The organism is Pseudomonas sp. Pseusp21, assembly GCF_059492145.1.
The window spans coordinates 1,220,288-1,241,789 of sequence record NZ_CP168520.1; the positions used below are offsets into that span (position 1 = coordinate 1,220,288).

The following is a 21,502-nucleotide window of genomic DNA, read 5'->3' on the forward strand; positions in this document are numbered from 1 at the left end:
TGCCACCCTTTCTAACCTGTGGTCCAGCAAGGGAAAGCGATGAACGGGCCTCCCCGATGCATTGCGCCCGCTCATCGCATCGGAGTCCGCCGACATGGCAGAAAGTACCCAGCACAAGCTCGACCGGGTTCGCCCGCCCCGCGTGCAAATCACCTATGACGTCGAAATCGGTAATGCCATCGAGAAAAAGGAATTGCCGCTGGTGGTCGGCATCCTGGCCGACCTCTCGGGCAAGCCGCTCGAACCCTTGGCGAAACTGACCGAACGCCGTTTCACCGAAATCGACCGCGACAACTTCAACGACGTCCTCGCCTCCATCGCCCCCCGCGCCACGCTGCAAGTCAACAACACCCTCAGCGGCGACGACAGCAAGCTGAACATCGAACTCAACTTCAAGCACATCGACGACTTCGACCCGGTCAAGGTGGTGGAGCAAGTCACGCCGCTGCGGCGCCTGTTCGAAGCCCGCCAGCGCTTGCGCGATCTACTGACCAAACTCGACGGCAATGACGATCTGGACAAGCTGCTGCGCGACGTCATCGCCAACACCGAAGGCTTGCAGGAAATCAAGTCGGCCCGCCCGGACACCGCTGTCCCGGCCGCTGATGCCGAAGCTCCGGCCGAACCGCAAGCCTGATCGTCCACCTGACCGAGGAAGAATTCGCCATGCCCGCCGCCGCCCAAAATCAAGCCAGCGAAAATGCTGCTGCCGAGACTTTATCCCTGCTCGACCGAATCATCGCCGAGGGCCGCATGGCCCATGACGACAGTCAGCAGGATTACGCCCGCGACATGCTCGCGGAATTCGCCACCCAGGTACTCGACGAAGGCATGGCCATCGACAAGGACACTGTGGCGATGATCAACGACCGCATCAGCCAGATCGACGAGCTGATCAGCGCCCAACTCAACGAAGTGCTGCACCACCCGGACCTGCAAAAGCTCGAAGCGTCCTGGCGTGGCCTGCACATGCTGGTGCAGAACACCGAAACCAGCACCCGGCTGAAACTGCGCCTGCTCAACGTGACCCAGAAAGAGCTGCAGAACGACCTGGAAAAAGCCGTCGAGTTCGACCAGAGCGCGCTGTTCAAAAAGATCTATGAAGAGGAGTACGGCACCTTCGGTGGCCACCCGTTCAGTCTGCTGGTGGGTGACTACACCTTCGGCCGTCACCCGCAGGACATCGGCCTGCTGGAGAAACTGTCGAACGTCGCCGCCGCTGCCCACGCGCCGTTCATTGCCGCCGCCAGCCCGCGCCTGTTCGACATGAACAGCTTCACCGAACTGGCCGTTCCGCGTGACCTGTCGAAAGTGTTCGAGAGCCAGGAGCTGATCAAGTGGCGCTCGTTCCGCGAAAGCGAAGACTCACGCTACGTCTCTCTCGTGCTGCCACACTTCCTGCTGCGCCTGCCTTACGGCCCGGACACCTCGCCGGTGGAAGGCATCAACTACGTCGAAGACACCAACGGCACCGACCACAGCAAATACCTGTGGGGCAACGCCGCGTGGGCGCTGTCGCAACGCATCACCGAGGCCTTTGCCAAATACGGCTGGTGCGCGGCGATCCGTGGCGCTGAAGGTGGTGGCGCAGTCGAAGGCCTGCCGGCGCATACCTTCCGCACCAGCTCCGGTGATCTGTCGCTCAAATGCCCGACCGAAGTGGCGATCACCGACCGCCGCGAGAAGGAACTCAACGACCTCGGTTTCATCGCCCTGTGCCACAAGAAAAACAGCGACGTCGCGGTGTTCTTCGGCGGCCAGACCACCAACAAATCCAAGGTCTACAACACCAACGAGGCCAACGCCAACGCACGCATTTCGGCGATGTTGCCATACGTGCTCGCGGCCTCGCGTTTCGCCCATTACCTGAAGGTGATCATGCGCGACAAGGTCGGCAGTTTCATGACCCGCGACAACGTCCAGACCTATCTCAACAACTGGATCGCCGACTACGTACTGATCAACGACAACGCACCGCAGGAAATCAAGGCGCAATACCCGTTGCGTGAAGCGCGGGTGGACGTCACCGAAGTGGCCGGCAAGCCCGGTGCCTATCGCGCAACGGTGTTCCTGCGGCCGCACTTTCAGCTTGAAGAGCTGACCGCATCGATCCGTCTGGTCGCGACCCTGCCGCCTCCGGTAGCAGCCTGACCTGTCTGCGCCCGCAGGTTTTTACTGCGGGCGCTCCCCCGTTTGCCTGGCACGACACCTTTCAGGAGTTTCAAGCGATGGATGCAATCATTCTCGACCTCGGCGGCGACATCAAAGGCGACAGCCTGCTCGAGGGTTACAAGGACAAGATCGAAGTCATGTCCTACAGCCACAACGTGGCGATGCAGGTGACCAACGACGTCAGCAACTCGGAGCGCACCTCCGGCCGGCCGCACATCGGTGAATTTACCCTGACCAAATTCATTGACAGTTCGACCCCCTCGCTCAACGAGTATTGCTGCGCCGGCAAGCCGATCCCGGAAGCCAAGATCACCATCGGTCGCAACGCCGCCGAAGGCAGCGGGCAGATCATGCCGTTCATCATCTACACCTTGACCAACGTGGTGATCTCAAACGTCAGCGTCAGCGGCGGCACCGGTGGCAAACCGGTGGAGACGCTTTCCCTGAACTTCACCAAAATCAAATGGGAACTCACCGCGCAAAAGGACGACGGCACCAAGGAAGGCACCGCCGGCACGGTCTGGGACCTGGCGGCGAACAAGGCCAGCAAGTAACCGGACGCAACGGCCATGGCAGGCACGGGCATTCTCCCGCCGCTGTTCGAACGCATCGCGTCCAGCGAGACGGACGTCGTGCAGGTGTTCGATCGCCAGGACCTGCTCGATTCGGTGCACACCGAACTGGCGCGCCTGTTCAACACTCGCCGTGGCCCGCGCACCCTGACCTCCCCGCCCAGCGTCATCGATTACGGCATCGCCGACTGGAGCGCCCTGCAACAACAGCGCAGCGATGACCGTCGTCGGCTGGCGCGGGACATTCGCGAAGCCGTCACCCATTTCGAACCGCGTCTGCTGCTCGGCGAGGTTCAGGTCAATCCCCTGCCCGAGCATCCGCAGCGCCTGAGCATTCGCCTGCTCGGCGAGTTGCGCAGCGGCTCGCAGCACTGGCCGGTGGCCTTTGTCATCGAGCCCGGCAATGAAGGGCTGGAGGTGCGCCATGAGCGACTCGATTGACCCGCAACTACTTGACTACTACCAGCGCGAACTGACCTGGCTGCGACACGCCGGCGGACAGTTTGCCGAGCGTTATCCGAAAGTCGCGCGACGTCTGGAATTGTCTCCCGGCGAATGCCCGGACCCGCATGTCGAACGATTGCTGGAAGGTTTCGCCCTGCTCGCCGCACGTCTGCAACGGCGGCTGGATGACGACTACGCCGAGTTCAGCGACGCATTGCTCGAACAGCTTTATCCCTTGGCCATGCGCCCGCTGCCGTCCTGCGCCATCGTCCAGTTCGAGCCGGATCCGAGCAAGGGCAACCTCGACGGCGGCTATCCCCTGCCCCGGGACACGCCGCTGTTCGTCACCACCAGCAAGGGCGAAAGCATTCACTTTCGCACCAGCGCCGCTGTGCGGTTGTGGCCGGTCGAAATCAGCGAAGCCTTGTTGCTCGGCAGCGATGAAGCGCAGGCGCTGACTGGCGTTGCGCAGTCCCGCTCGGCGCTGCGCCTGAGCCTGCGTTGTCTCGGCGACAGCCAGTGGTCGGAGCTTGGCATCGACCACTTGCGCATTCACCTGGCCGCGTCACCGGTGGTCAACGCCAGCCTTTATGACTTGCTCGGCGCCCACGCGGTGCAAGTGTTGGCCGGCTTGCCCGGGAGCACTCCTGCCAGCGTGAAAGGCCTGCCGAAGATCGTCGGTTTCGCCGACGACGAGGTGCTGCTGCCGGACGAAGACGGCGTGCATCCAGGTATGCGCCTGCTGGCCGAGTACTTCGCGTTCCCGGACAAATTCCACTTCTTTGATCTGCCACTGTCCGGCGTGTCGAGTGACAGCCAGACGCTGTATCTGTACATCGTTTTTGATCGGGCCCCGGCCGGCCGCTTGCACTTGCAGGCCAGCGATATCGCGCTGGGTTGCGCACCGGTGATCAACCTGTTTCCGCGCACTTCGGAGCCGCTGCGCCCGGACGGCACCCGCAGCGAATACCGACTGATCGCCGACAGCCACCGGGAAAACAGCGTCGAAATCCACAGCATTCGTAGCATCCGCGCCAGTTCCGCCAGCGGTGTGCAACGGCTGCCGGCGTACTACGGCAGCCAGCACAGCAGCGGTGACCGGCAACGTTACTGGCATGCGCGACGGGTCAACGGACAGACGCCGAACCGGCTCGGCAGCGATCTTCTGGTCAGCATCGTCGACACCCGTTTCGAACCGCAGACCGACCTGCCCGATTACAGCCTGACCGCCGAATTGCTCTGCACCAATCGGCATCTGGCCCAGAGCCTGCCCGCCGGTACGCCGCTGGGTTTCGAACGGCCGGGCCCGGTGGCGTGGGCACGTCTGCGCAATCCGCCGAGTCCGCAAAGTCTGCCGCGGCTGGACGGTGATTCGCGCTGGCGGCTGGTGTCGCAACTGACCCTCAATCATCTGTCGCTGGTCGAAGGGCCGCAGGCGCTGGATGCGCTGAAGGAAATCCTGACCCTGCACAACCTGCGCGATGAGGCCAGCGCCCTGCGCCAGATTGAAGGTCTGCTGAGCCTCGGTTGTGAACGAGTGATCGGACATGTCGGCGCCGATGCCTGGCGCGGCTGGCGCAACGGGCTTGAAGTGCAATTGCAGCTTGATCCACAGCATTTCGTCGGCAGCAGCGCGGTGTTGTTCTCGGCGGTGCTCGCGCAGTTCTTTTCGGTGTACGCAACGGCCAATCGCTTTGTGCGCACGGTGCTCATGCAGGCAGACAAGGAGGTCAAGACATGGCAACCCCAAGCCGGCATGCCCCTGTCGCTCTGACCCTGAGCCAGCGCCTGCGCCGTGATCCGCAGGCGTTCGAATGGTTGCAGGCGTTGCTGTTGCTGGAGCGCGAACAACCCCAGGCCGACTCCCTTGGTACGGGTACATCGCCACAGGCCGAAGCGCTGAAATTGCGCGGGCCGCTGACGCCGTTGTTCGCCGCCAGCCAGATCGAAAGCCTGGAGGAAAACCCCGGTGAACCGCTGACCCTGAACTCGCCGATGTTCGGCCTCGGCGGCCCCGACGGCCCGCTGCCTTACGCCTATCAGGAATGGCTGCAACAACGGGCACGAGCCAAGGATCATGCGCCCGCCGAGTTCCTCGACCTGTTCCAGCATCGGCTGCTGAGCCTGCTGTACAAGGTGATGCGCAAACACCGGATCGCCCTCGGTTTCATCACGCCCGGCGCCTCGCCGGTGCAGGCGCAACTGCGGGCGCTGACCGGGTTGTTGCCCAAAGCCCTGCAAGAGCGCCAGGCGATTCCCGATTGCGCCGTTCTGGCCTGCACGGCGTTGTACGCCGATGGCCGCCGGTCGCTGGCGGGGTTTGCGGCAATTGTCCGCGAGCAATTTGCCGTGGCGGTGGAACTGAGTGCTTATGAGGGGGCGTGGCGTGAGATTCCACGCGCCAGCCGCAGCGTCATGAAGGCCGGCGGACGCAATCTGCAACTCGGCCGCAGCGCTGTCGCCGGTACTCGGGTCTGGGATGAACATGCCGGAGTTCGTTTGACGCTGGGGCCGTTGTCTTCAGCGCAGGCTGCGCGATTCTTGCCGGATGGTGAAGCGCATCCGGCGCTGGCCAGCCTCGCTGCGCTGTATTTCGGCCCGGATCTGGACGTGAAACTGGTGCTGCTGGTGCGCGGTGCGGGGCCACTGCAACTCGGCCGACAAACCCCGGCCCTGTTGAGCTGGAACGGTGGCCTGCAACGTCAGACCAGCCTCGCCGTGCAACGGATCGAAACCTGCCTGCGTCAGCTGGAGATCACCTGAAATGGAACTGGCCAGCCTGATCGGACGCCTCAACCCGGACAACCGCCGCGCCCTCGAACGTGCCGCGCAACGGTGCTTGCAGCGCGGGCATCACTTTGTCGAGATCGAGCATCTGTTGCTGGAGTTGCTGGATATCGAGGGCGGCGATTTTGCGTTTCTGCTGCCGCGTTTTGGCTTGGAACGGGATGCGCTGACGGCGGAAATCAACAAGGCGCTGGACTTGTTCAAGGCTGGCAGCACCCGCACACCAGCGCTGTCTTCGCACACCCTGGGATTGCTGGAAGACGCCGTGGTACAGGCCAGTGTGTTGGGGATCGACAGCATTCGTTCCGGGCTGCTTTTATTGGCGTTGATCGACCGTGACGAGCGCCGCAGCTTGCTGCTCAACAGCGCGTCGTCATTGCTGCGAATTCCGAAAGAAGCCCTGCGCGCGAATCTGCTGGAGTGGACAGAAAACTCCCGCGAGCACGTTGGCCCGCGCTCTGTATCTTCGGGGAGTTCAACGCCACGGCAAGACTCGGTGCTCGATCAATACACCCAGGACCTGACTGCCGACGCCCATGCCGGGCGCATCGACCCGATCGTCGGTCGCGATGGTGAAATTCGCCAGTGCATCGACATTCTGCTGAGGCGCCGGCAGAACAACCCGATTCTGGTCGGGGCACCGGGCGTAGGTAAAACCGCCGTGGTCGAAGGTCTGGCGCTGCGCATCGCCGCCGGGGATGTGCCACCGTCGTTGCAGGACGTCAGTTTGCGGGTGCTCGATCTCGGTCTGTTGCAGGCCGGGGCGGGGGTCAAAGGCGAATTCGAACAGCGGCTCAAAGGTGTGATCGACGCGGTTCGCAGCGCCGACAAGCCGATCATCCTGTTCATCGACGAGGCCCACACGTTGATCGGCGCTGGCGGTGTCGAAGGCGGCAGCGACGCGGCCAACTTGCTCAAACCCGCGCTGGCCCGAGGTGAATTGCGCACGCTGGCCGCCACGACCTGGATGGAATACAAAAAATATTTCGAGAAAGACCCGGCCCTCGCCCGCCGTTTTCAACTGGTGCAGGTGGAAGAACCGGACGAAATCACCGCCGTGGAAATGCTCCGTGGCGTCGCCGCCAAACTCGAACAGCACCACGGCGTGCAGGTGCTGGATGCGGCAATCCACGAAGCGGTGAAACTCTCCCATCGCTACATCTCCGGTCGGCAGTTGCCCGACAAGGCCATCAGCGTCCTCGATACCGCGTGCGCCCGGGTCGCCCTCGGCCAGCACGACGTGCCGCCACCGCTGGAGAGCCTGCGCCATCGTCAGCAAAGCCTCAAAGAAGAAGTCGAACGTCTGCGCCGGGAACAGGCCACGGGGCTCGATCACCGCGAGCGCATTACCCTGCTGGAAAGTGAATCGAAGACCAACGTCCAGGCCATCCGCGAACTGGAAACCCGTTGGGGCGAAGAGCGCGTCGCCGTGCGCGAACTGCTCGACACTCGCCGCGAGTTGCTGGCATTGAGCGAAAGCGCCGACAGCGACAAGCCCGACGAAGCCATCGACAGTCGCATCGACCACCTTGCCGCCGAACTGCTGCGCCTGGAAGCCGGACTCGATGCGATCCGTCAGGACGATCCGCTGGTGCCCGAGCAGGTCGACGGCAAAACCGTCGCCGCCGTGATCGCCGGCTGGACCGGCATCCCCGTCGGCAAAATGCTCGCCGACGAAGCCCATGCCGTGCGCACTCTCGGCACACGCATGGGCCAGCGAGTGATGGGCCAGAGCACTGCGCTCAATACCATCGCCCAACGATTGCAGGCCTATCGTGCGGGGCTCACCGACCCGCAGAAACCGGTCGGTGTGTTCCTGCTGGTCGGCCCCACGGGCGTTGGCAAAACCGAAACCGCGTATGCGCTGGCCGACGCGTTGTATGGCGGCGAACGCAATCTGATCAGCATCAATCTTTCCGAGTACCAGGAAGCCCACACCGTCAGCCAGCTCAAGGGCGCCCCGCCCGGTTACGTTGGTTATGGAAGTGGCGGCGTGCTCACCGAAGCCGTGCGGCGCAAACCGTATTCGGTGGTGTTGCTGGATGAAATCGAGAAGGCGCACCCGGATGTGCTGGAAGCGTTTTACAACGTGTTCGACAAGGGCTTGATGGAAGACGGGACCGGGTTGGTGGTCGACTTCAAGAACACCGTGATGCTCGCCACCAGCAATGTCGGCGCTGAGTTATTGCTCGATACACCGACTGCACAACTCGGCTCGGAAGCGTTCAACGAAGCACTGCACAAAGTCCTCCTGCAAGCCTTCCGCCCGGCGTTTCTGGCGCGCATGACGGTGGTCGCGTATCGACCACTGGATGAGCAGACGCTGGAAGGGATTGTGCTGGCGAAGCTGGAAAAACTGCGGGGCCGTTACAAGGCGGCTACCGGCAAGCAGTTCGAGTTTGATTCGGGAATCGTCAAAGCCGTGCTCGCCAAATGCAGCGCGGCAGGCGCGCGGGATGTCGAGAATGTGTTGATGACGCAGGTGACAGGGAAATTGGCGGAGTGGGTGTTGGAGTAGGGAAACGCTATTAGCCAGTCACAGCATTGCAGGCACAGGTTTTTACTGATGTCAGAGAGAAGGCGACACGCGCATGGAGCTTAGCAACCAATACGATCTGGCCAAGATTTCAATCATTCTGGGCTCGCTCGCCAGCGGGCAAAACTGGGTCACCCATGCTTATGAGCAATCCAGGGCTTTTGATATCCAGGAAGTGCAGTGCGCGTTCTTTCAGGGTGAGGAGCGTCTTTTTATTGCAGCAAACCCACGTGAGCACACGGGTGTCCTCAATATGCTCAATCGTTGCGGCGTCACCAATCTCAGCAGCCTGATGCAACTCTTGTATAAAGCGCACAAGATTTTCAGTGCACCGAGTGTGACCTTGCACTCGCTGGGTATGGCGTACTTTTACTCGGCCCAGGATCGAGACGGCTACAGTGCCGTCCACGCCGTCAATGCATCATTCAACCCCGCCCCCCTGACCGCAGAACAAACGACCAAGATCAAAAAAATTGTCGATATTGAAACAAAGCTGCCAAAAGACATCGAGGCTCCGCATGCCTGGCTGTATAAAAAACTGGCGGGCAAAAGCATTGATCCCAAGAAACTGAACACCACCACCGGCAGCCTTCACCTTGTGACTTCGTTAGCCAGCATCGGTACACAAACCGTCAACGTGATCGAAAACAATGAAGAGAACGTTCACGCTGAATTGGCGCTGCTCAAGTTTTTTACGAAGGGCATGGTCGAGGGTCATTTTTCAAAGAGCAAAATCTTCCTCGGTGGCAAAAAAGCCGCCTGTGAGAATTGCCAGAAATGGATTGATAACTACAAGAGGATTCTCGTGAACGGCGCCTCACTTCATACCCCGGAAGATGCCCGTCCATCGACTACCGCGACCGATTCCACCTGCCCTTCAGAGTTCATACCAGCCCTCGTGGCGCCTGGACTGTGCAAAGTCGACACCGCTAATCCTCGTTTCAATCTGCTGTTTAGCGGCAACAGAGTGGATGCAGTCACCTGGCCGGCGCCCGTTGTCACCGTGCCCGTGGCCGTCGAGGTGTAACGGTCGGCGGGAAATTAACGGTTTTTCCCCTCCAGCAGTGCAGTGACTGCTATCTCATGTTCAACGAGTGCGAAGGAGTGCGTATGTACCGGACTGTTCTATATCGAGGCACCACTGAACTATGGGAGCAGGCTGTTATTGAAGCCAGCCTGCCGCCGATCAATGCCCCGATTGCCGTAGGCAGCTATCTGCAGAAGGTAAAGATCATCAAACCCAACCTGGAAAACGAAATACGCACCCGGATCGCGCAAAAACCTTGTTCTACATTGCGCAGCGGCAAGGAAATCATCCTCGGAAATGTTCCTGTCCCGTTAAATCAATTGAACGCCCAGCAGATCAATCAAGAGATTGTTGCTCGGGTGGGTGTGGAAACGGCTTTCGGTACGCCCAATTACTACAGTCATTTTGTGCCGTGCGGGACTTACTCCGGTATTTCCGAGAATTTCGGTCACGGCGGTTACTACCGGTTCGAGATTCAGGGAAAGATTTACGGCCCCACCCTGCAAGACATCGAAGAATACGTCGCCGAACGCCATACGCTGCCTTCCTATGTCATCCCGTTGTTTCGGGGCGGCAGTAACGAAGTGCTTGCCTATACCGGAAGCCTGATTACTTCGGTGGTTTTGATGCGCGGCAGCGATGTGTATCGAACGGTTCTGAACTCACTCGATTAGTCGTAAAGAGCTTGCAGAAGGAGCGTTGCATGTACTCGATCATGATCTGGAATACGCAGCACTTCGATAATCAGCGGGCCAAGCTTTCCAGCGCGTATTCGGATAAAAAGCAGTTTCTGGACTATTTCATTCAGCAAAAGAAGCCAGACATTATTGCTCTGTTTGAAGTGGGCAAAACCGGATCGATCAATGAAAGTCTGGTCAGCGACTTGATGGGCAGCTACTCCCTCGCCTCAGTGCTCGCGCAGGAAGGAGGCAAGAAGAAACACACCACTCTCGGTTCCATGGTGCTGATTCGCGATGCCATCGCCAAAGAGTTCGACGATGTCACCGAGCGTTACATTCTGTCGGACACCGAGCAACGCGCACCGCTGATCATTCGTCACAAAGCTTCAAGTTATGGTTTTGCGTTCTATCACGCCAACGCGTCCTACATGGCACCCGGCAACATTCTCGACACCATCGGTTTCATCGAAAGCAACGCCGATAACCTGGGTATCAAACAGTTGCTGTTTTTTGGCGGCGATCTGAACGTGAATGCCGTCGAAGGGCCCGAGACAATGCTCGGCATGAGCAGATTACTGCCCAAAGGTGCCGGCTATACCCATTTGAGCGTACGTAATGTCACCTTGCAGCGGGCGACCAACGAACTGCGCCTGCGCCAGGAATTCGGGCAGGACATGCACCATACGCCGCATTCCTATCTCGACCACTACATGAACATGGAAGCCATCGAGCGTTGCGAAATACTGCCCATCCTGCTGATGCTCGACTACGCCTATGTTCATGCCCCACACGCTTGGGAGGCAAGCTGCGACGGTAGCGTTCAAATCGAAAGCGACATGGATGGAAACACCGTCAGCATCGCGCCGCGCTGCCTGGGCCAGGCCATTCGCAGCGACCATTTCCCGGTGCTGTTCACGCTCAAGGCTACACTCGAATAACTCTCGTAAAGGTCGTTCAATGCCCCGTTCCACCGACAGCAACACTACGCTCTCCCTCACCGCCACCTCGCTGTCGGCGCTTTACCCTGATTCGCTGTCCGGCGACGAAGCGCTGAACGTTCTGGGCTCGCAAACCCTCAACGGCCTCAACGACGGTACCTCCCTCACCCTGACCAGTGCCATCGCCACCCACGTTACCACCACCCTGCACAACGACGCCCAGCTCCGTCCCTTCGACGCTTTGGTCGCCGAGATCCGCCAGCTCCCCGCCGACGCGACCGCCGAGCGCTATCAGCTGGTTCTGAGGCCATGGCTTTGGTGGCTGACCCTGGCCAGCAACAACCGCGTATTCCAGAACCTCGCCACTTCAGACATCGTCACGACGATTTTCAAGGCCCACGGCTTTACCGACTTCAAGCTGTCGCTGACCGGCAGCTACACCCCACGCGAATACTGCGTGCAGTACGGCGAGACCGATTTCGCCTTCGTCTCGCGGCTGCTGGAGGAGGAAGGCATCTTCTGGTTTTTCACCCACGACGAGGGTAAGCACACGCTGGTGCTGGGTGATAGCAACGATGCATTCGTGCAGATCCCCAACGGCCCGAAGGTCAAGTATCTGGGTCAACAAATGGGTGAGCGTGAGTTGCACGGCATCCGCTCAGGCCAGGTGTGTCTGCAAGCGGTGGCCGGCGTGTACAAGGCAACGGATTACGAATTCACCACGCCGACCACTTCGCTATACGGGCAGGCCGAAGCCGTGGCCGGGCCGCGTTCGATCTATGAACATCCCGGCGGTTACAACGCCAAGGCTCGGGGCGATGCGTTGACCAAGCAGCGGGTCGACGGTTTGCGCAGTGAAGAGAAACGCTTCGTCGGCGAGAGCGATTGTCGCTGGCTGATTCCGGGTCACTGGTTCACCCTCGACGGCCACGAAGATGCGACCCTGAACATCGATTGGGTCATCACTCGGGTGACCCACGACGCCAGCCACGAAAGCTATCGCAATCGCTTCGAAGCGATCCCCAAGGCCACGCCATTTCGTCCGCAACGCCTCACACCAAAACCGCGCATGCATCCACAAACCGCCGTCGTGGTCGGCAAGTCCGGCGAAGAAATCTGGACCGACGAATACGGTCGGATCAAGTTGCAGTTCCCCTGGGATCGCGACGGCAAGAACGATGAAACCAGTTCCTGCTGGGTGCGCGTGGTGCTGCCCTGGAGCGGCAAGGGTTTCGGCATGCAGTTTGTGCCGCGCATCGGTCAGGAAGTCATCGTGACCTTCATCGACGGCGACCCGGACCGGCCGCTGGTCACCGGTTGCGTGTACAACGGCGACAACGCCCTGCCCTATGCCTTGCCGGCGAACCAGACCCAATCCGGGATCAAGACTCAATCTTCAAAGGGTGGCGGCGGGTTCAACGAGCTGCGTTTCGAGGACAAGAAAGACGCCGAAGAAGTGTTCCTGCAAGCGCAGAAAGATCTGAAGATCAACGTGCTCAACGACACCACCGCCACCGTCGGCCATGACGAAACCCTCACGGTACAGAACGCCCGCACCCGCACGGTCAAGGACGGCGATGAAACCGTGACGCTGGAGAAAGGCAAACGCAGCGTGACCATCCAGACCGGCAGCGACAGCCTCGATGTGAAGGACAGCCGCACCGTGAAGGTCGGCGCCGACCAGAACCACAGTACCGGCGGCAACTACACCGACAAGGTCACCGGCGATTACAGCCTGACGGTGGATGGCAACCTGACGATCAAGGTCAGCGGCACCCTCACCCTGCAAAGTGGCGGCAGCTTCACGATCAAGAGCGGCGCGGATCTGGCGACTTCGGCCAGCACCTCGATCACCCAGAAGGCCGGCACCGCCATGACCAATCAGGCCGGTACCTCGCTGGACAACAAGGCCGGGACGACGCTGACCAACGACGCCGGTATCAGCCTGACCAACAAGGGCGCGGCTTCACAGACCGTGGACGGCGGCGGCATGCTGACCATCAAGGGCGGACTGGTACAGGTCAACTGACAAGGAGAAGCCATGGCAATCACACTGCTGGACCTGCAGCAGGACGACAAACACCTCAAGGGGCGTCTGCAGGACGGCCAGCTCGACGGCCCGTTGAATATCAAGGATGACGGTCGCCCGCAGGCAGATCTGAATTACAGCCAGGGCGAATTGCAGGGTACGTCCCTGCTCTATCACCCCAACGGCAAGGTCTCGGCGCAGATGCCGTTCGTGCGCGACAAGCTGCAAGGCATCGCCAGTTTCTACGCACCCGAGGGCTGGTTACAGCGCAAGGCCACCTACCGCCACGGGCTGTTGCATGGCGAGGCATTCAACTACTTTCCCGACGGGAAAGTAGCGGAGGCCGAGTTCTATCGCGATGGCGTGCGTGAGGGGCGCTATCAACGGTTTCATCCCAATGGCAACCCGGCGGTGGATGCGCGCTATCTGAATGGACAGTTGATGGAACCGGAACAAGGATTTGCCGAGGACGGGCGGCCGCTGGATGCCGATGGCAAGCCGATTTCCCGGGTGCGCTGGTGGTTGCGCAAGTGGACGGATCCACAGCAAGCCTGAATCAGGGAATCAACATCTGCATCTGCCCCGGCATCACAATCTTGATCACCCCCGCCCAGTTGCATATCAATGTGCTGTTGGCATCGATCGCCGGCATCCCGCCCAGCAGCAACGTCGGAGCGCCGCCGGGAATCCACGGCGTGGCGGTAGCGGGAATGCATGGCATCGGCGTCAACACGCCCAATGCCGCAGCCGTGGCAGCGGCGACCATCGGGTTGGCCATGCTCATGCACATGCCGAAGGTGGTGACGTTGACCAGCGGAATATGATCCATGATGTTCGCCGCCGGCATCCCGCCGGTGAGCGTGCGGTTGACCGGCAGCACGTTGAGCACCGCCGGTGCGGCGCCGAAACTGCATTGCAGGGTGGCGCTGGCACAGACTTGCGGGCAGCCCATTTCAAAGCTCCTTTGTGAACAAGGCATCTGCGCTAAACCTTAGTCGCCAGCGGCCTGCCGCGCACATTCCCAAAGGTGATTATCGTCCAACACGCTAACCTATAAGACCGAACCGCGCTTGTGACCGCCCGAGCGCGCCATTAGATTAGCCAATGATGTCTGGCCTCCAAAATAAGCAGAAGGGATAAGCATGGCGCTTACTGACCAGTCCACCCGTATCCGCTCTGGCGAAGAACTCGATGCCAGCCTGATCGATCCGTACCTCAAGGCGCACATTCCGGGCCTGACAGGCACGCCGCAGATCAGCCAGTTTCCCGGCGGCGCGTCGAACCTGACCTACCTGCTGGAATACCCGGAGCAGGAATTCGTCCTGCGTCGTCCGCCGTTCGGCCACAAGGCCAAGTCCGCCCACGACATGGGCCGCGAATTCCGCATCCTCAACCAGTTGCGCGACGGTTTCCCGTATTGCCCGAAAGCCTACGTGCACTGCACCGACGATTCGGTGATCGGCGCCGAGTTCTATGTGATGGAACGGGTCAAGGGGATCATTCTGCGCTCGGACCTGCCGCCGGAGCTGGGGCTGGATTCGGCGAAAACCGAAGCCCTGTGCAAGAGCTTCATCGACCGTTTCGTCGAGCTGCACCGGGTCGATTACAACGCCTGCGGCCTGGGCGACCTGGGCAAACCCGAAGGCTATGTCGCCCGCCAGATCAAAGGCTGGAGCGAGCGTTACGAAAAAGCCCTGACCCCGGACGCACCGCACTGGGAACAGGTCAAAGCCTGGCTCAACGACAAGATGCCGGCCGACCACCCGACCTCCAGCATCGTCCACAACGACTACCGCTTCGACAACGTCATCCTCGACCCGAACAACCCGATGCAGATCATCGGCGTGCTCGACTGGGAACTCACCACCCTCGGCGATCCGCTGATGGACCTGGGCAACACCCTCGCCTACTGGATCCAGGCCGACGACCCGGCACCGGTGCAACTGATGCGCCGCCAGCCGAGCCACGCGCCGGGCATGCTGACGCGCCGCGAATTCGTCGACTATTACGCCGAACGCTCGGGCATCCAGATCGACAATTTCGACTTCTACTACACCTACGGCCTGTTCCGCCTGGCCGGCATCGTGCAGCAGATCTACTACCGCTTCTTCCATGGCCAGACCCAGGACAAACGCTTCGCGCAGTTCATTCACATGAACAAACTGCTGGAGCAGATGAGCCTGCAGGTCATTGCCAAATCCAGCCTCTGATGACGGCGTTATAACAAGGCTTACTACAAGGGAATCCCATGTCCAAGACTCAGTTGTTCGACCTCGACGGCAAGATCGCTTTCGTCTCCGGCGCCAGCCGTGGCATCGGTGAAGCCATCGCCAAACTGCTGGCCCAGCAAGGCGCACATGTGATCGTTTCGAGCCGCAAACTCGAAGGCTGCCAGCACGTGGCCGACGCCATCATCGCCGCCGGCGGCAAGGCCACTGCGATCGCCTGCCACATCGGCGAAATGGAGCAGATCAGCCAGGTCTTCGCCGGAATCAAGGAACAGTTCGGCCGGCTGGACATCCTGGTCAACAACGCCGCGACCAACCCGCAGTTCTGCAACGTGCTGGACACCGACCTTGGCGCCTTCCAGAAAACTGTCGACGTGAACATCCGCGGCTACTTCTTCATGTCGGTGGAAGCCGGCAAGCTGATGCGCGAAAACGGCGGCGGCAGCATCATCAACGTGGCCTCGATCAACGGCATTTCGCCGGGGATCTTCCAGGGCATCTACTCGGTGACCAAGGCCGCCGTGATCAACATGACCAAAGTCTTCGCCAAGGAATGCGCGCAGTTCGGCATCCGCTGCAACGCCCTGCTACCGGGCCTGACCGACACCAAATTCGCCTCGGCCCTGGTGAAAAACGACGCGATCCTGAAACAGGCCCTGACGCAGATCCCACTCAAGCGCGTAGCCGACCCAAGCGAAATGGCCGGCGCCGTGCTGTACCTGGCGAGCGACGCGTCGAGCTACACCACCGGCGTGGCGCTGAACGTGGACGGCGGATTCCTGTCCTGAGCCGCTTCTGACGCAAAAGAAAAGGGCAGCCCGAGGGCTGCCCTCTTCATGCCTCCAGAACCTTCGGCAACTGCCAGCCGAAATGCACCGACAACAACCGCAACAACAGACACGCCGCCCCGGCCAGCAATGCAGCCGCCACCGGTGGCACACCCAGCCTGCGCCCGACGATCAACACTGCCGCCCCGACAAACGCCGAGCTGGCATACAGATCCGCCTGCAACACCACCGGCACCCGCGCCAGCACAATGTCACGCAGCACCCCGCCACCGACCCCGGTAATCGTGCCCATCAACATGGCCACAAACGGCGAGATCCCGAAATTCAACGCCTTCTGCGCCCCGGCCACGGCAAACAGCGCCAATCCCGCCGCATCCAGCACGATCAGGGTCGAACCGGACCAGCCCAGCACCCGCTCATGAAAAACAAACGCCACCCCGCCCATGGCAAATGCGAGCGCCGGATAGCGCCAGTCCGCCACAGCCTTGGGCGGCGTGGCACCGATCAACAGATCACGCGTCACCCCGCCACCGAGCGCGACAATGAACGCAATTACCATCACCCCGAGCAGATCGAGCTGACTGCGCATCGCCGCAATCGCGCCTTCCACGGCGAAGACTGCGGTGCCAACCAGATCGGCCACCAGCACAATCCACTCGACCCGCGCCTTTAACGGCGCCCGGCTTATTGAGTGACGCAACGGGTCTTGGTGATGTGTCGAGTCACTTGCCCGTCGGCATAGGCATCACCCGCGCCCGCGGGATTTTACATGACCTGACAAGTGCGCTCAGGTGGCGGGGGCGGCGCGGCCGGCGGAGGGGGTGGAGGACTGGCACAACCACTGAGCAGCACCAGACCGAAAGCCGACAACAACGAAGCACACACGCGTTTCCCAGGATTGTTCATAGGATGACCCGCGATGAATGGAAGAAAACTCCCGTCGCCGAGCAGGACAACGCCCGGCTATGGAAACCGAACCACTCATTCCTTATAGACCAGTGGGGGGTGAGTGCCAGTTAAATGGCTCGAACTGGCAGGATTTGCTGTCGATTTTCGGAATGAGTCGACTGATCCATCGCCACCGCCGACAAGCCATCACTCACAGGTGAAAGTCGGATTGGGACGCAGAGCGTCCCGGGCTGCATTCCCACGCGGAGCGTGGGAACGATCAAACAAGTCGGCTTAGCGCTCTTCACCACTCACCACGATGAGCGTTAGCTCGAGCACCGCTTTTGATCGCAGGGCCCGTCGGCAGGCTGAGTGGAGGGATTGATCCGGGGGGTGGGAGCGCAGCGACCGTTTGGCGAAGCCAAACACATCGAGAGGAGGTGCAGCGAAGCAAACCGGAGGCGATGCCCCCGGATCAATCCCGGAGCGAAGGAACCCCGAGCCTTAGCGAGGGGCCGTACGTCAGGGTTAGAGACCTTTTGGTTACTTTTGGGGCGTTTGCCAAAAGTGACCCGCCGTAAGGGCGGAACCCCAAGAAGCCGTTACCGCAGCAACGGATATTCACCCAAACCGAACAAGAACCTGGTCGGCCCAAAGGCCGCCAAGTTTAACTGGGCGAACGCAAAGAATTACTCTCAAGCTCATACCGCAACTCATCAACCAAAGCATCCACCGCCTCCGAAGTACGCAACGCATCCAGACTCAACCCACTAATCACCAGATCAACCTGCCCTGAAGCCGGGTGATACAACTTCACCGTAAGCGAATGATCCCCATCCACCACACACTCACAAGCCAACGGCGAAAAACTACGCTCAAGTTGCGCCCGCAACTGCGTCAGATAAATCATTGCGCCAGCTCCGAAAATCGACGCAACACGCCAGGTTCAATGACAAACAACACATTCATGGTCTGATCCAATAACAACGACGGAAGGGACACGATCACGAACGAAACCCGCATCGCACCCCACCAGCCTAAGAACAGCCTGCCTTGTCAGACACCCGAATTTGCACCCCATGAACTAGTGCATTTGCACCTTACCGCTGCCCCCGGCTGCTCCCCGAGAACAACCCCCGTTCGCGGGCCCAGACAATCGCCTCGCTGCGGCTGTGCACATCCAGCTTGGAATAAACCGTCGCCACATGATTGCGCACTGTATTCGGCGCCAGTTTCAACCGTGCAGCAATTTCCTTGTCCGCCAGCCCCTCGCAGATCAGCCCCAGAACATCGCGCTCGCGGGCGGTGAGATCGGTGAACGAAACGCTGGGCAACTGCGGCGAGTTGATCTTCTTCACATTGGCCAGCTTTTCGATCAGCGTGCGGCTGAACCACGACGCATCCTTCATCACCTCTTCAATCGCTGCCACCAGTTCAAGCTCAGTGTGCTTGCGCTCGGTGATGTCCATCAGCACCAGCAGATAGCACACCGTGTCCTGGATGTTGACGGTGTCAGCGGACACCGCGCACTCCAGCACTTCGGCGTTTTTCTTGCGGATTCGCATATCGGCGCGATCGACCCGGCCGGTCTTCTCCAGCGCCGCCAGCAACCGGGCGCGCTCAGCCTGTTCATCGATGAAGTCCAGTTGCGCGACGGTCTTGCCGAGCACGTCGTCGCTGTCGTAAGCCAAGGTATCGAGGAAGGCCTGGTTGACATCGATCAGCCGCTGCTCGTCGGCACTGCAAATCAGGATCGGCACCGGCGTCAGGCGAAAGGCCTTGGCGAACCGCTCCTCACTCTGGCGCAGGGCGACCTCGGCCTTGTGCCGTGGCTCCATGTCGACGAACGAAAACAGCATGCAGTCTTCGTCGTTGAGCACCAACGGCTGGCCGGCGACGATAACCTGTTTGCTGCCACCGTCCGGCAGACGCAGTTCGGCCTGCATCTGCGGAATGGTCGCGACATCACGCAGGCGCTGGATCGCCAGGTCCTTGCGCTCGGCCCGTTCGAGAATGTCCAGCTCATAGGTCGAGGCGCCGATCACCTGATCGCGGGCGTAGCCGGTCATTTCCAGAAACCCCGGATTGACCTTGATGTAACGCAGGTCGCTGAGGCGGCAGATCACCGCCGGCGCCGGGTTGGCATTGAAGGTTTTTTCGAAGCGTTGCTCGGCGTTGGCCCAATCGGTGACGTCGCTCATGATCAGCACCAGCGACTCGACCTCGCCATCGCGATCGGTCAGCACCATGCTGCGCACACTGTGCACCCAGGTGCGTTCCTCGTCACTGCACGGGGAGACTTCGACCAGCACGTCGCTGAAGGTTTCGCCGGCGGCCACACGGCAGATCGGGTACTGCTCCGGTGCCAACGCGTGGTTGTTGCGATACCGCAGATTGAAGCGCTCGGCATATTCCCCGGCGTTGTTGCCCAACTCGCCGATGCGGCTGACACCATGCATCGCCAGCGCCGCCTCGTTGGCCCAGAGAATCGTCTGGTCGATCTCCAACAGAATCACCCCGTCGGACAGCCCGGCAATGATTTGCTGCAACTGACGGCGATTGGTTTCGGTGGTCAGGACGTCCCGGCTCATTGATTCTCCACAAGTTCGCGCATGTGAAATTTACGACCGCGGACGGTTGTGATCGTGCCAACCACGATTGAGCGTTGACTATTCGCGCCTCGCGGCTTTCTCGTCTAACGTTAATACCTCGACGGATTGTGTCCGCGCCTGCGGCCGGGCATCTGATCAAGGAGAGACAAATGACGAGCGACCGTATTACCGAACGGACCTATCGCACGTGGTCCACACCCATTCTGTTGGAGCTGAAAAAGCGCGAACACCAGATGGACCCGGCAGAGCGGCAGGCACTGGAAAACGTGATGATCGAAAGAAGGCTGTTGAACATCGGCAGCCCGGATGGCAAGGAACGGCGCAAGGCAGAGCTGAGCCACAAAAGAACAACTTGAGCCGGGTGTCTGTGGCGATCTGCCAGATCGCCACAGTCTCTTGACTACCCAGCCCTGGCTTTACGCCGCGCGTTGCTTGCCCGCCACCGCCGCCGAAGCCGCCAGCATCGCCCGCAGCAACACCGCACACCCGGCCGCCAGATCGTCCGGCGCGGCGTTTTCGATTTCGTTGTGGCTGATGCCGCCTTCGCACGGCACGAAGATCATCCCGGCCGGGCCCAGTTCAGCGAGGAAAATCGCGTCGTGGCCGGCGCCACTGACGATGTCCATGTGCGACAGGCCCAGACCTTTGGCGGCGCCGCGCACGGCTTCGACGCAGCCTTTTTCGAAGTACAGCGGCGGGAAGTCGGCGGTCGGGGTCAGTTCATAGGTCAGGCCGTGTTCTTCGCAGGTGGCTTCGATGACTTGCTTGACGTCGGCGATCATCGAGTCGAGGCGTGCCGGTTCCAGATGCCGGAAATCGAGGGTCATGCGTACTTCGCCGGGGATGACGTTGCGCGAGCCGGGATAGGCTTGCAGGCAACCGACGGTCCCGCACGCGTGGGGTTGGTGGCCGAGGGCAGCGCGATTGACCGCGCCGACGATCACCGAGGCGCCAACCAGTGCATCCTTGCGCAGGTGCATCGGGGTCGGGCCGGCGTGGGCTTCGACGCCGCGCAGTTTCAGGTCGAACCACTTCTGCCCCAGTGCGCCGAGTACTACGCCGATGGTTTTCTGTTCGTCCTCCAGGATCGGGCCTTGCTCGATATGTGCTTCGAAATAGGCGCCGACCTTGTGCCCGCTGACCTTGCGCGTCCCGGCGTAGCCGATGGCGTTCAGTGCTTCGCCAACCGTGACGCCGTCGGCATCGACCTTGGCCAGGGTTTCTTCGAGGGTGAATTTTTCCGCAAACACGCCGGAGCCCATCATGCACGGGGCGAAGCGCGAGCCTTCTTCGTTGGTCCAGACCACCACTTCCAGCGGTGCCTCGGTTTCCACGCCGAGGTCGTTGAGGGTGCGCAGAACCTCGACCCCGGCGAGCACACCGAAGCAACCATCGAACTTGCCGCCGGTGGGCTGGGTGTCGATGTGGCTGCCGGTCATCACCGGTGGCAGGTTCGGGTTACGCCCGGGGCGACGGGCGAAGATGTTGCCGACTTCATCGACCGTGACGTTGCAACCGGCGTCCTTGCACCACTGCACGAACAGGTCGCGGGCCTGGCGGTCGAGGTCGGTCAGGGCCAGGCGACAGACCCCGCCTTTGACCGTGGCGCCGAGCTTGGCCAGTTCCATGAGCGACGCCCACAAGCGGTCGCGGTTGATGTGCTGATGGGTCGATTGCAGAACGTCTACGGCTGCGTTCATGGGGATCTCCTCAGGCAGTTGGTTCCCACGCTCTGCGTGGGAATTCATCCATGGACGCTCTGCGTCCGCTGTGGGGACGCGGAGCGTCCCGGGCTGCATTC

General features: G+C 60.9%; 20 protein-coding genes. 15 read left to right on the plus strand and 5 right to left on the minus strand.

Annotation, left to right across the window (positions count from 1 at the left end; translation table 11 throughout):
• The first annotated feature begins 94 nt into the window (after positions 1–94).
• From tssB to ACEN93_RS05375, 12 genes are all read left to right on the plus strand, one after another.
• Positions 95–637, plus strand: a complete 543-nt coding sequence (gene tssB, locus ACEN93_RS05320; RefSeq protein ID WP_007958861.1) for a type VI secretion system contractile sheath small subunit — start codon at positions 95–97, stop codon at positions 635–637.
• 29 nt (positions 638–666) lie between these two features.
• Positions 667–2,151 (plus strand): type VI secretion system contractile sheath large subunit, encoded by a 1,485-nt coding sequence (gene tssC, locus ACEN93_RS05325; RefSeq protein ID WP_007958864.1) that lies wholly within the window; start codon positions 667–669, stop codon positions 2,149–2,151.
• Between the two features lie 77 nt (positions 2,152–2,228).
• Positions 2,229–2,726 (plus strand): Hcp family type VI secretion system effector, encoded by a 498-nt coding sequence (locus ACEN93_RS05330; RefSeq protein ID WP_025111453.1) that lies wholly within the window; start codon positions 2,229–2,231, stop codon positions 2,724–2,726.
• Between the two features lie 15 nt (positions 2,727–2,741).
• Complete coding sequence (gene tssE, locus ACEN93_RS05335; RefSeq protein WP_074688781.1) at positions 2,742–3,185, plus strand: type VI secretion system baseplate subunit TssE; 444 nt, start codon at positions 2,742–2,744, stop codon at positions 3,183–3,185.
• The gene (gene tssF / locus ACEN93_RS05340) at positions 3,169–4,962 is read left to right on the plus strand and encodes a type VI secretion system baseplate subunit TssF (protein WP_074688783.1); all 1,794 of its coding nucleotides are present in this window, start codon (positions 3,169–3,171) and stop codon (positions 4,960–4,962) included. The genes tssE and tssF overlap by 17 nt, the downstream gene beginning before the upstream one ends.
• Positions 4,926–5,951, plus strand: coding sequence for a type VI secretion system baseplate subunit TssG (gene tssG / locus ACEN93_RS05345; protein ID WP_495611151.1), 1,026 nt, complete (start codon positions 4,926–4,928; stop codon positions 5,949–5,951). The genes tssF and tssG overlap by 37 nt, the downstream gene beginning before the upstream one ends.
• A gap of 1 nt (position 5,952) precedes the next feature.
• Complete coding sequence (tssH, locus tag ACEN93_RS05350; RefSeq protein ID WP_103385964.1) at positions 5,953–8,493, plus strand: type VI secretion system ATPase TssH; 2,541 nt, start codon at positions 5,953–5,955, stop codon at positions 8,491–8,493.
• 73 nt (positions 8,494–8,566) lie between these two features.
• Positions 8,567–9,538, plus strand: coding sequence for a hypothetical protein (locus ACEN93_RS05355; protein WP_074688789.1), 972 nt, complete (start codon positions 8,567–8,569; stop codon positions 9,536–9,538).
• A gap of 83 nt (positions 9,539–9,621) precedes the next feature.
• Complete coding sequence (locus tag ACEN93_RS05360; RefSeq protein ID WP_074688791.1) at positions 9,622–10,212, plus strand: hypothetical protein; 591 nt, start codon at positions 9,622–9,624, stop codon at positions 10,210–10,212.
• Positions 10,213–10,241: 29 nt separating this feature from the next.
• The gene (locus tag ACEN93_RS05365; protein WP_414882825.1) at positions 10,242–11,156 is read left to right on the plus strand and encodes an endonuclease/exonuclease/phosphatase family protein; all 915 of its coding nucleotides are present in this window, start codon (positions 10,242–10,244) and stop codon (positions 11,154–11,156) included.
• A gap of 19 nt (positions 11,157–11,175) precedes the next feature.
• Positions 11,176–13,185, plus strand: coding sequence for a type VI secretion system Vgr family protein (locus ACEN93_RS05370; RefSeq protein WP_495611152.1), 2,010 nt, complete (start codon positions 11,176–11,178; stop codon positions 13,183–13,185).
• Positions 13,186–13,197: 12 nt separating this feature from the next.
• Positions 13,198–13,740, plus strand: a complete 543-nt coding sequence (locus ACEN93_RS05375; RefSeq protein ID WP_039767184.1) for a toxin-antitoxin system YwqK family antitoxin — start codon at positions 13,198–13,200, stop codon at positions 13,738–13,740.
• Between the two features lies 1 nt (position 13,741).
• Here the strand turns inward: ACEN93_RS05375 and ACEN93_RS05380 are convergent, their stop codons facing one another.
• Positions 13,742–14,137, minus strand: a complete 396-nt coding sequence (locus tag ACEN93_RS05380) for a DUF4280 domain-containing protein (RefSeq protein ID WP_103385961.1) — start codon at positions 14,135–14,137, stop codon at positions 13,742–13,744.
• Positions 14,138–14,327: 190 nt separating this feature from the next.
• Between ACEN93_RS05380 and ACEN93_RS05385 the strand changes: the two genes are divergently transcribed.
• Together ACEN93_RS05385 and ACEN93_RS05390 are read left to right on the plus strand one after the other, a co-directional pair.
• Entirely contained in the window at positions 14,328–15,395 is a 1,068-nt protein-coding gene (locus tag ACEN93_RS05385) for a phosphotransferase family protein (protein ID WP_039767189.1), read from the plus strand.
• Positions 15,396–15,433: 38 nt separating this feature from the next.
• Entirely contained in the window at positions 15,434–16,201 is a 768-nt protein-coding gene (locus tag ACEN93_RS05390; protein WP_039767192.1) for an SDR family oxidoreductase, read from the plus strand.
• Positions 16,202–16,247: 46 nt separating this feature from the next.
• On the opposite strand, the gene ACEN93_RS05395 is transcribed toward ACEN93_RS05390, so the two are convergent.
• The 3 genes from ACEN93_RS05395 to ACEN93_RS05405 all read right to left on the minus strand — a co-directional run bounded on the left by ACEN93_RS05395 (position 16,248) and on the right by ACEN93_RS05405 (position 19,680).
• Positions 16,248–16,844, minus strand: coding sequence for a trimeric intracellular cation channel family protein (locus ACEN93_RS05395; protein WP_254778409.1), 597 nt, complete (start codon positions 16,842–16,844; stop codon positions 16,248–16,250).
• A 912-nt stretch (positions 16,845–17,756) separates the two neighbouring features.
• Complete coding sequence (locus tag ACEN93_RS05400; RefSeq protein WP_085667570.1) at positions 17,757–17,999, minus strand: DUF1652 domain-containing protein; 243 nt, start codon at positions 17,997–17,999, stop codon at positions 17,757–17,759.
• A 190-nt stretch (positions 18,000–18,189) separates the two neighbouring features.
• Entirely contained in the window at positions 18,190–19,680 is a 1,491-nt protein-coding gene (locus tag ACEN93_RS05405) for a PAS domain S-box protein (RefSeq protein WP_495611153.1), read from the minus strand.
• Positions 19,681–19,850: 170 nt separating this feature from the next.
• Between ACEN93_RS05405 and ACEN93_RS05410 the strand changes: the two genes are divergently transcribed.
• Positions 19,851–20,057: a hypothetical protein gene (locus ACEN93_RS05410; protein ID WP_039767201.1), complete on the plus strand. Its 207-nt coding sequence runs from the start codon at positions 19,851–19,853 to the stop codon at positions 20,055–20,057.
• 60 nt (positions 20,058–20,117) lie between these two features.
• On the opposite strand, the gene ACEN93_RS05415 is transcribed toward ACEN93_RS05410, so the two are convergent.
• Complete coding sequence (locus ACEN93_RS05415; protein WP_495611154.1) at positions 20,118–21,401, minus strand: Zn-dependent hydrolase; 1,284 nt, start codon at positions 21,399–21,401, stop codon at positions 20,118–20,120.
• Positions 21,402–21,502 lie beyond the last annotated feature (101 nt).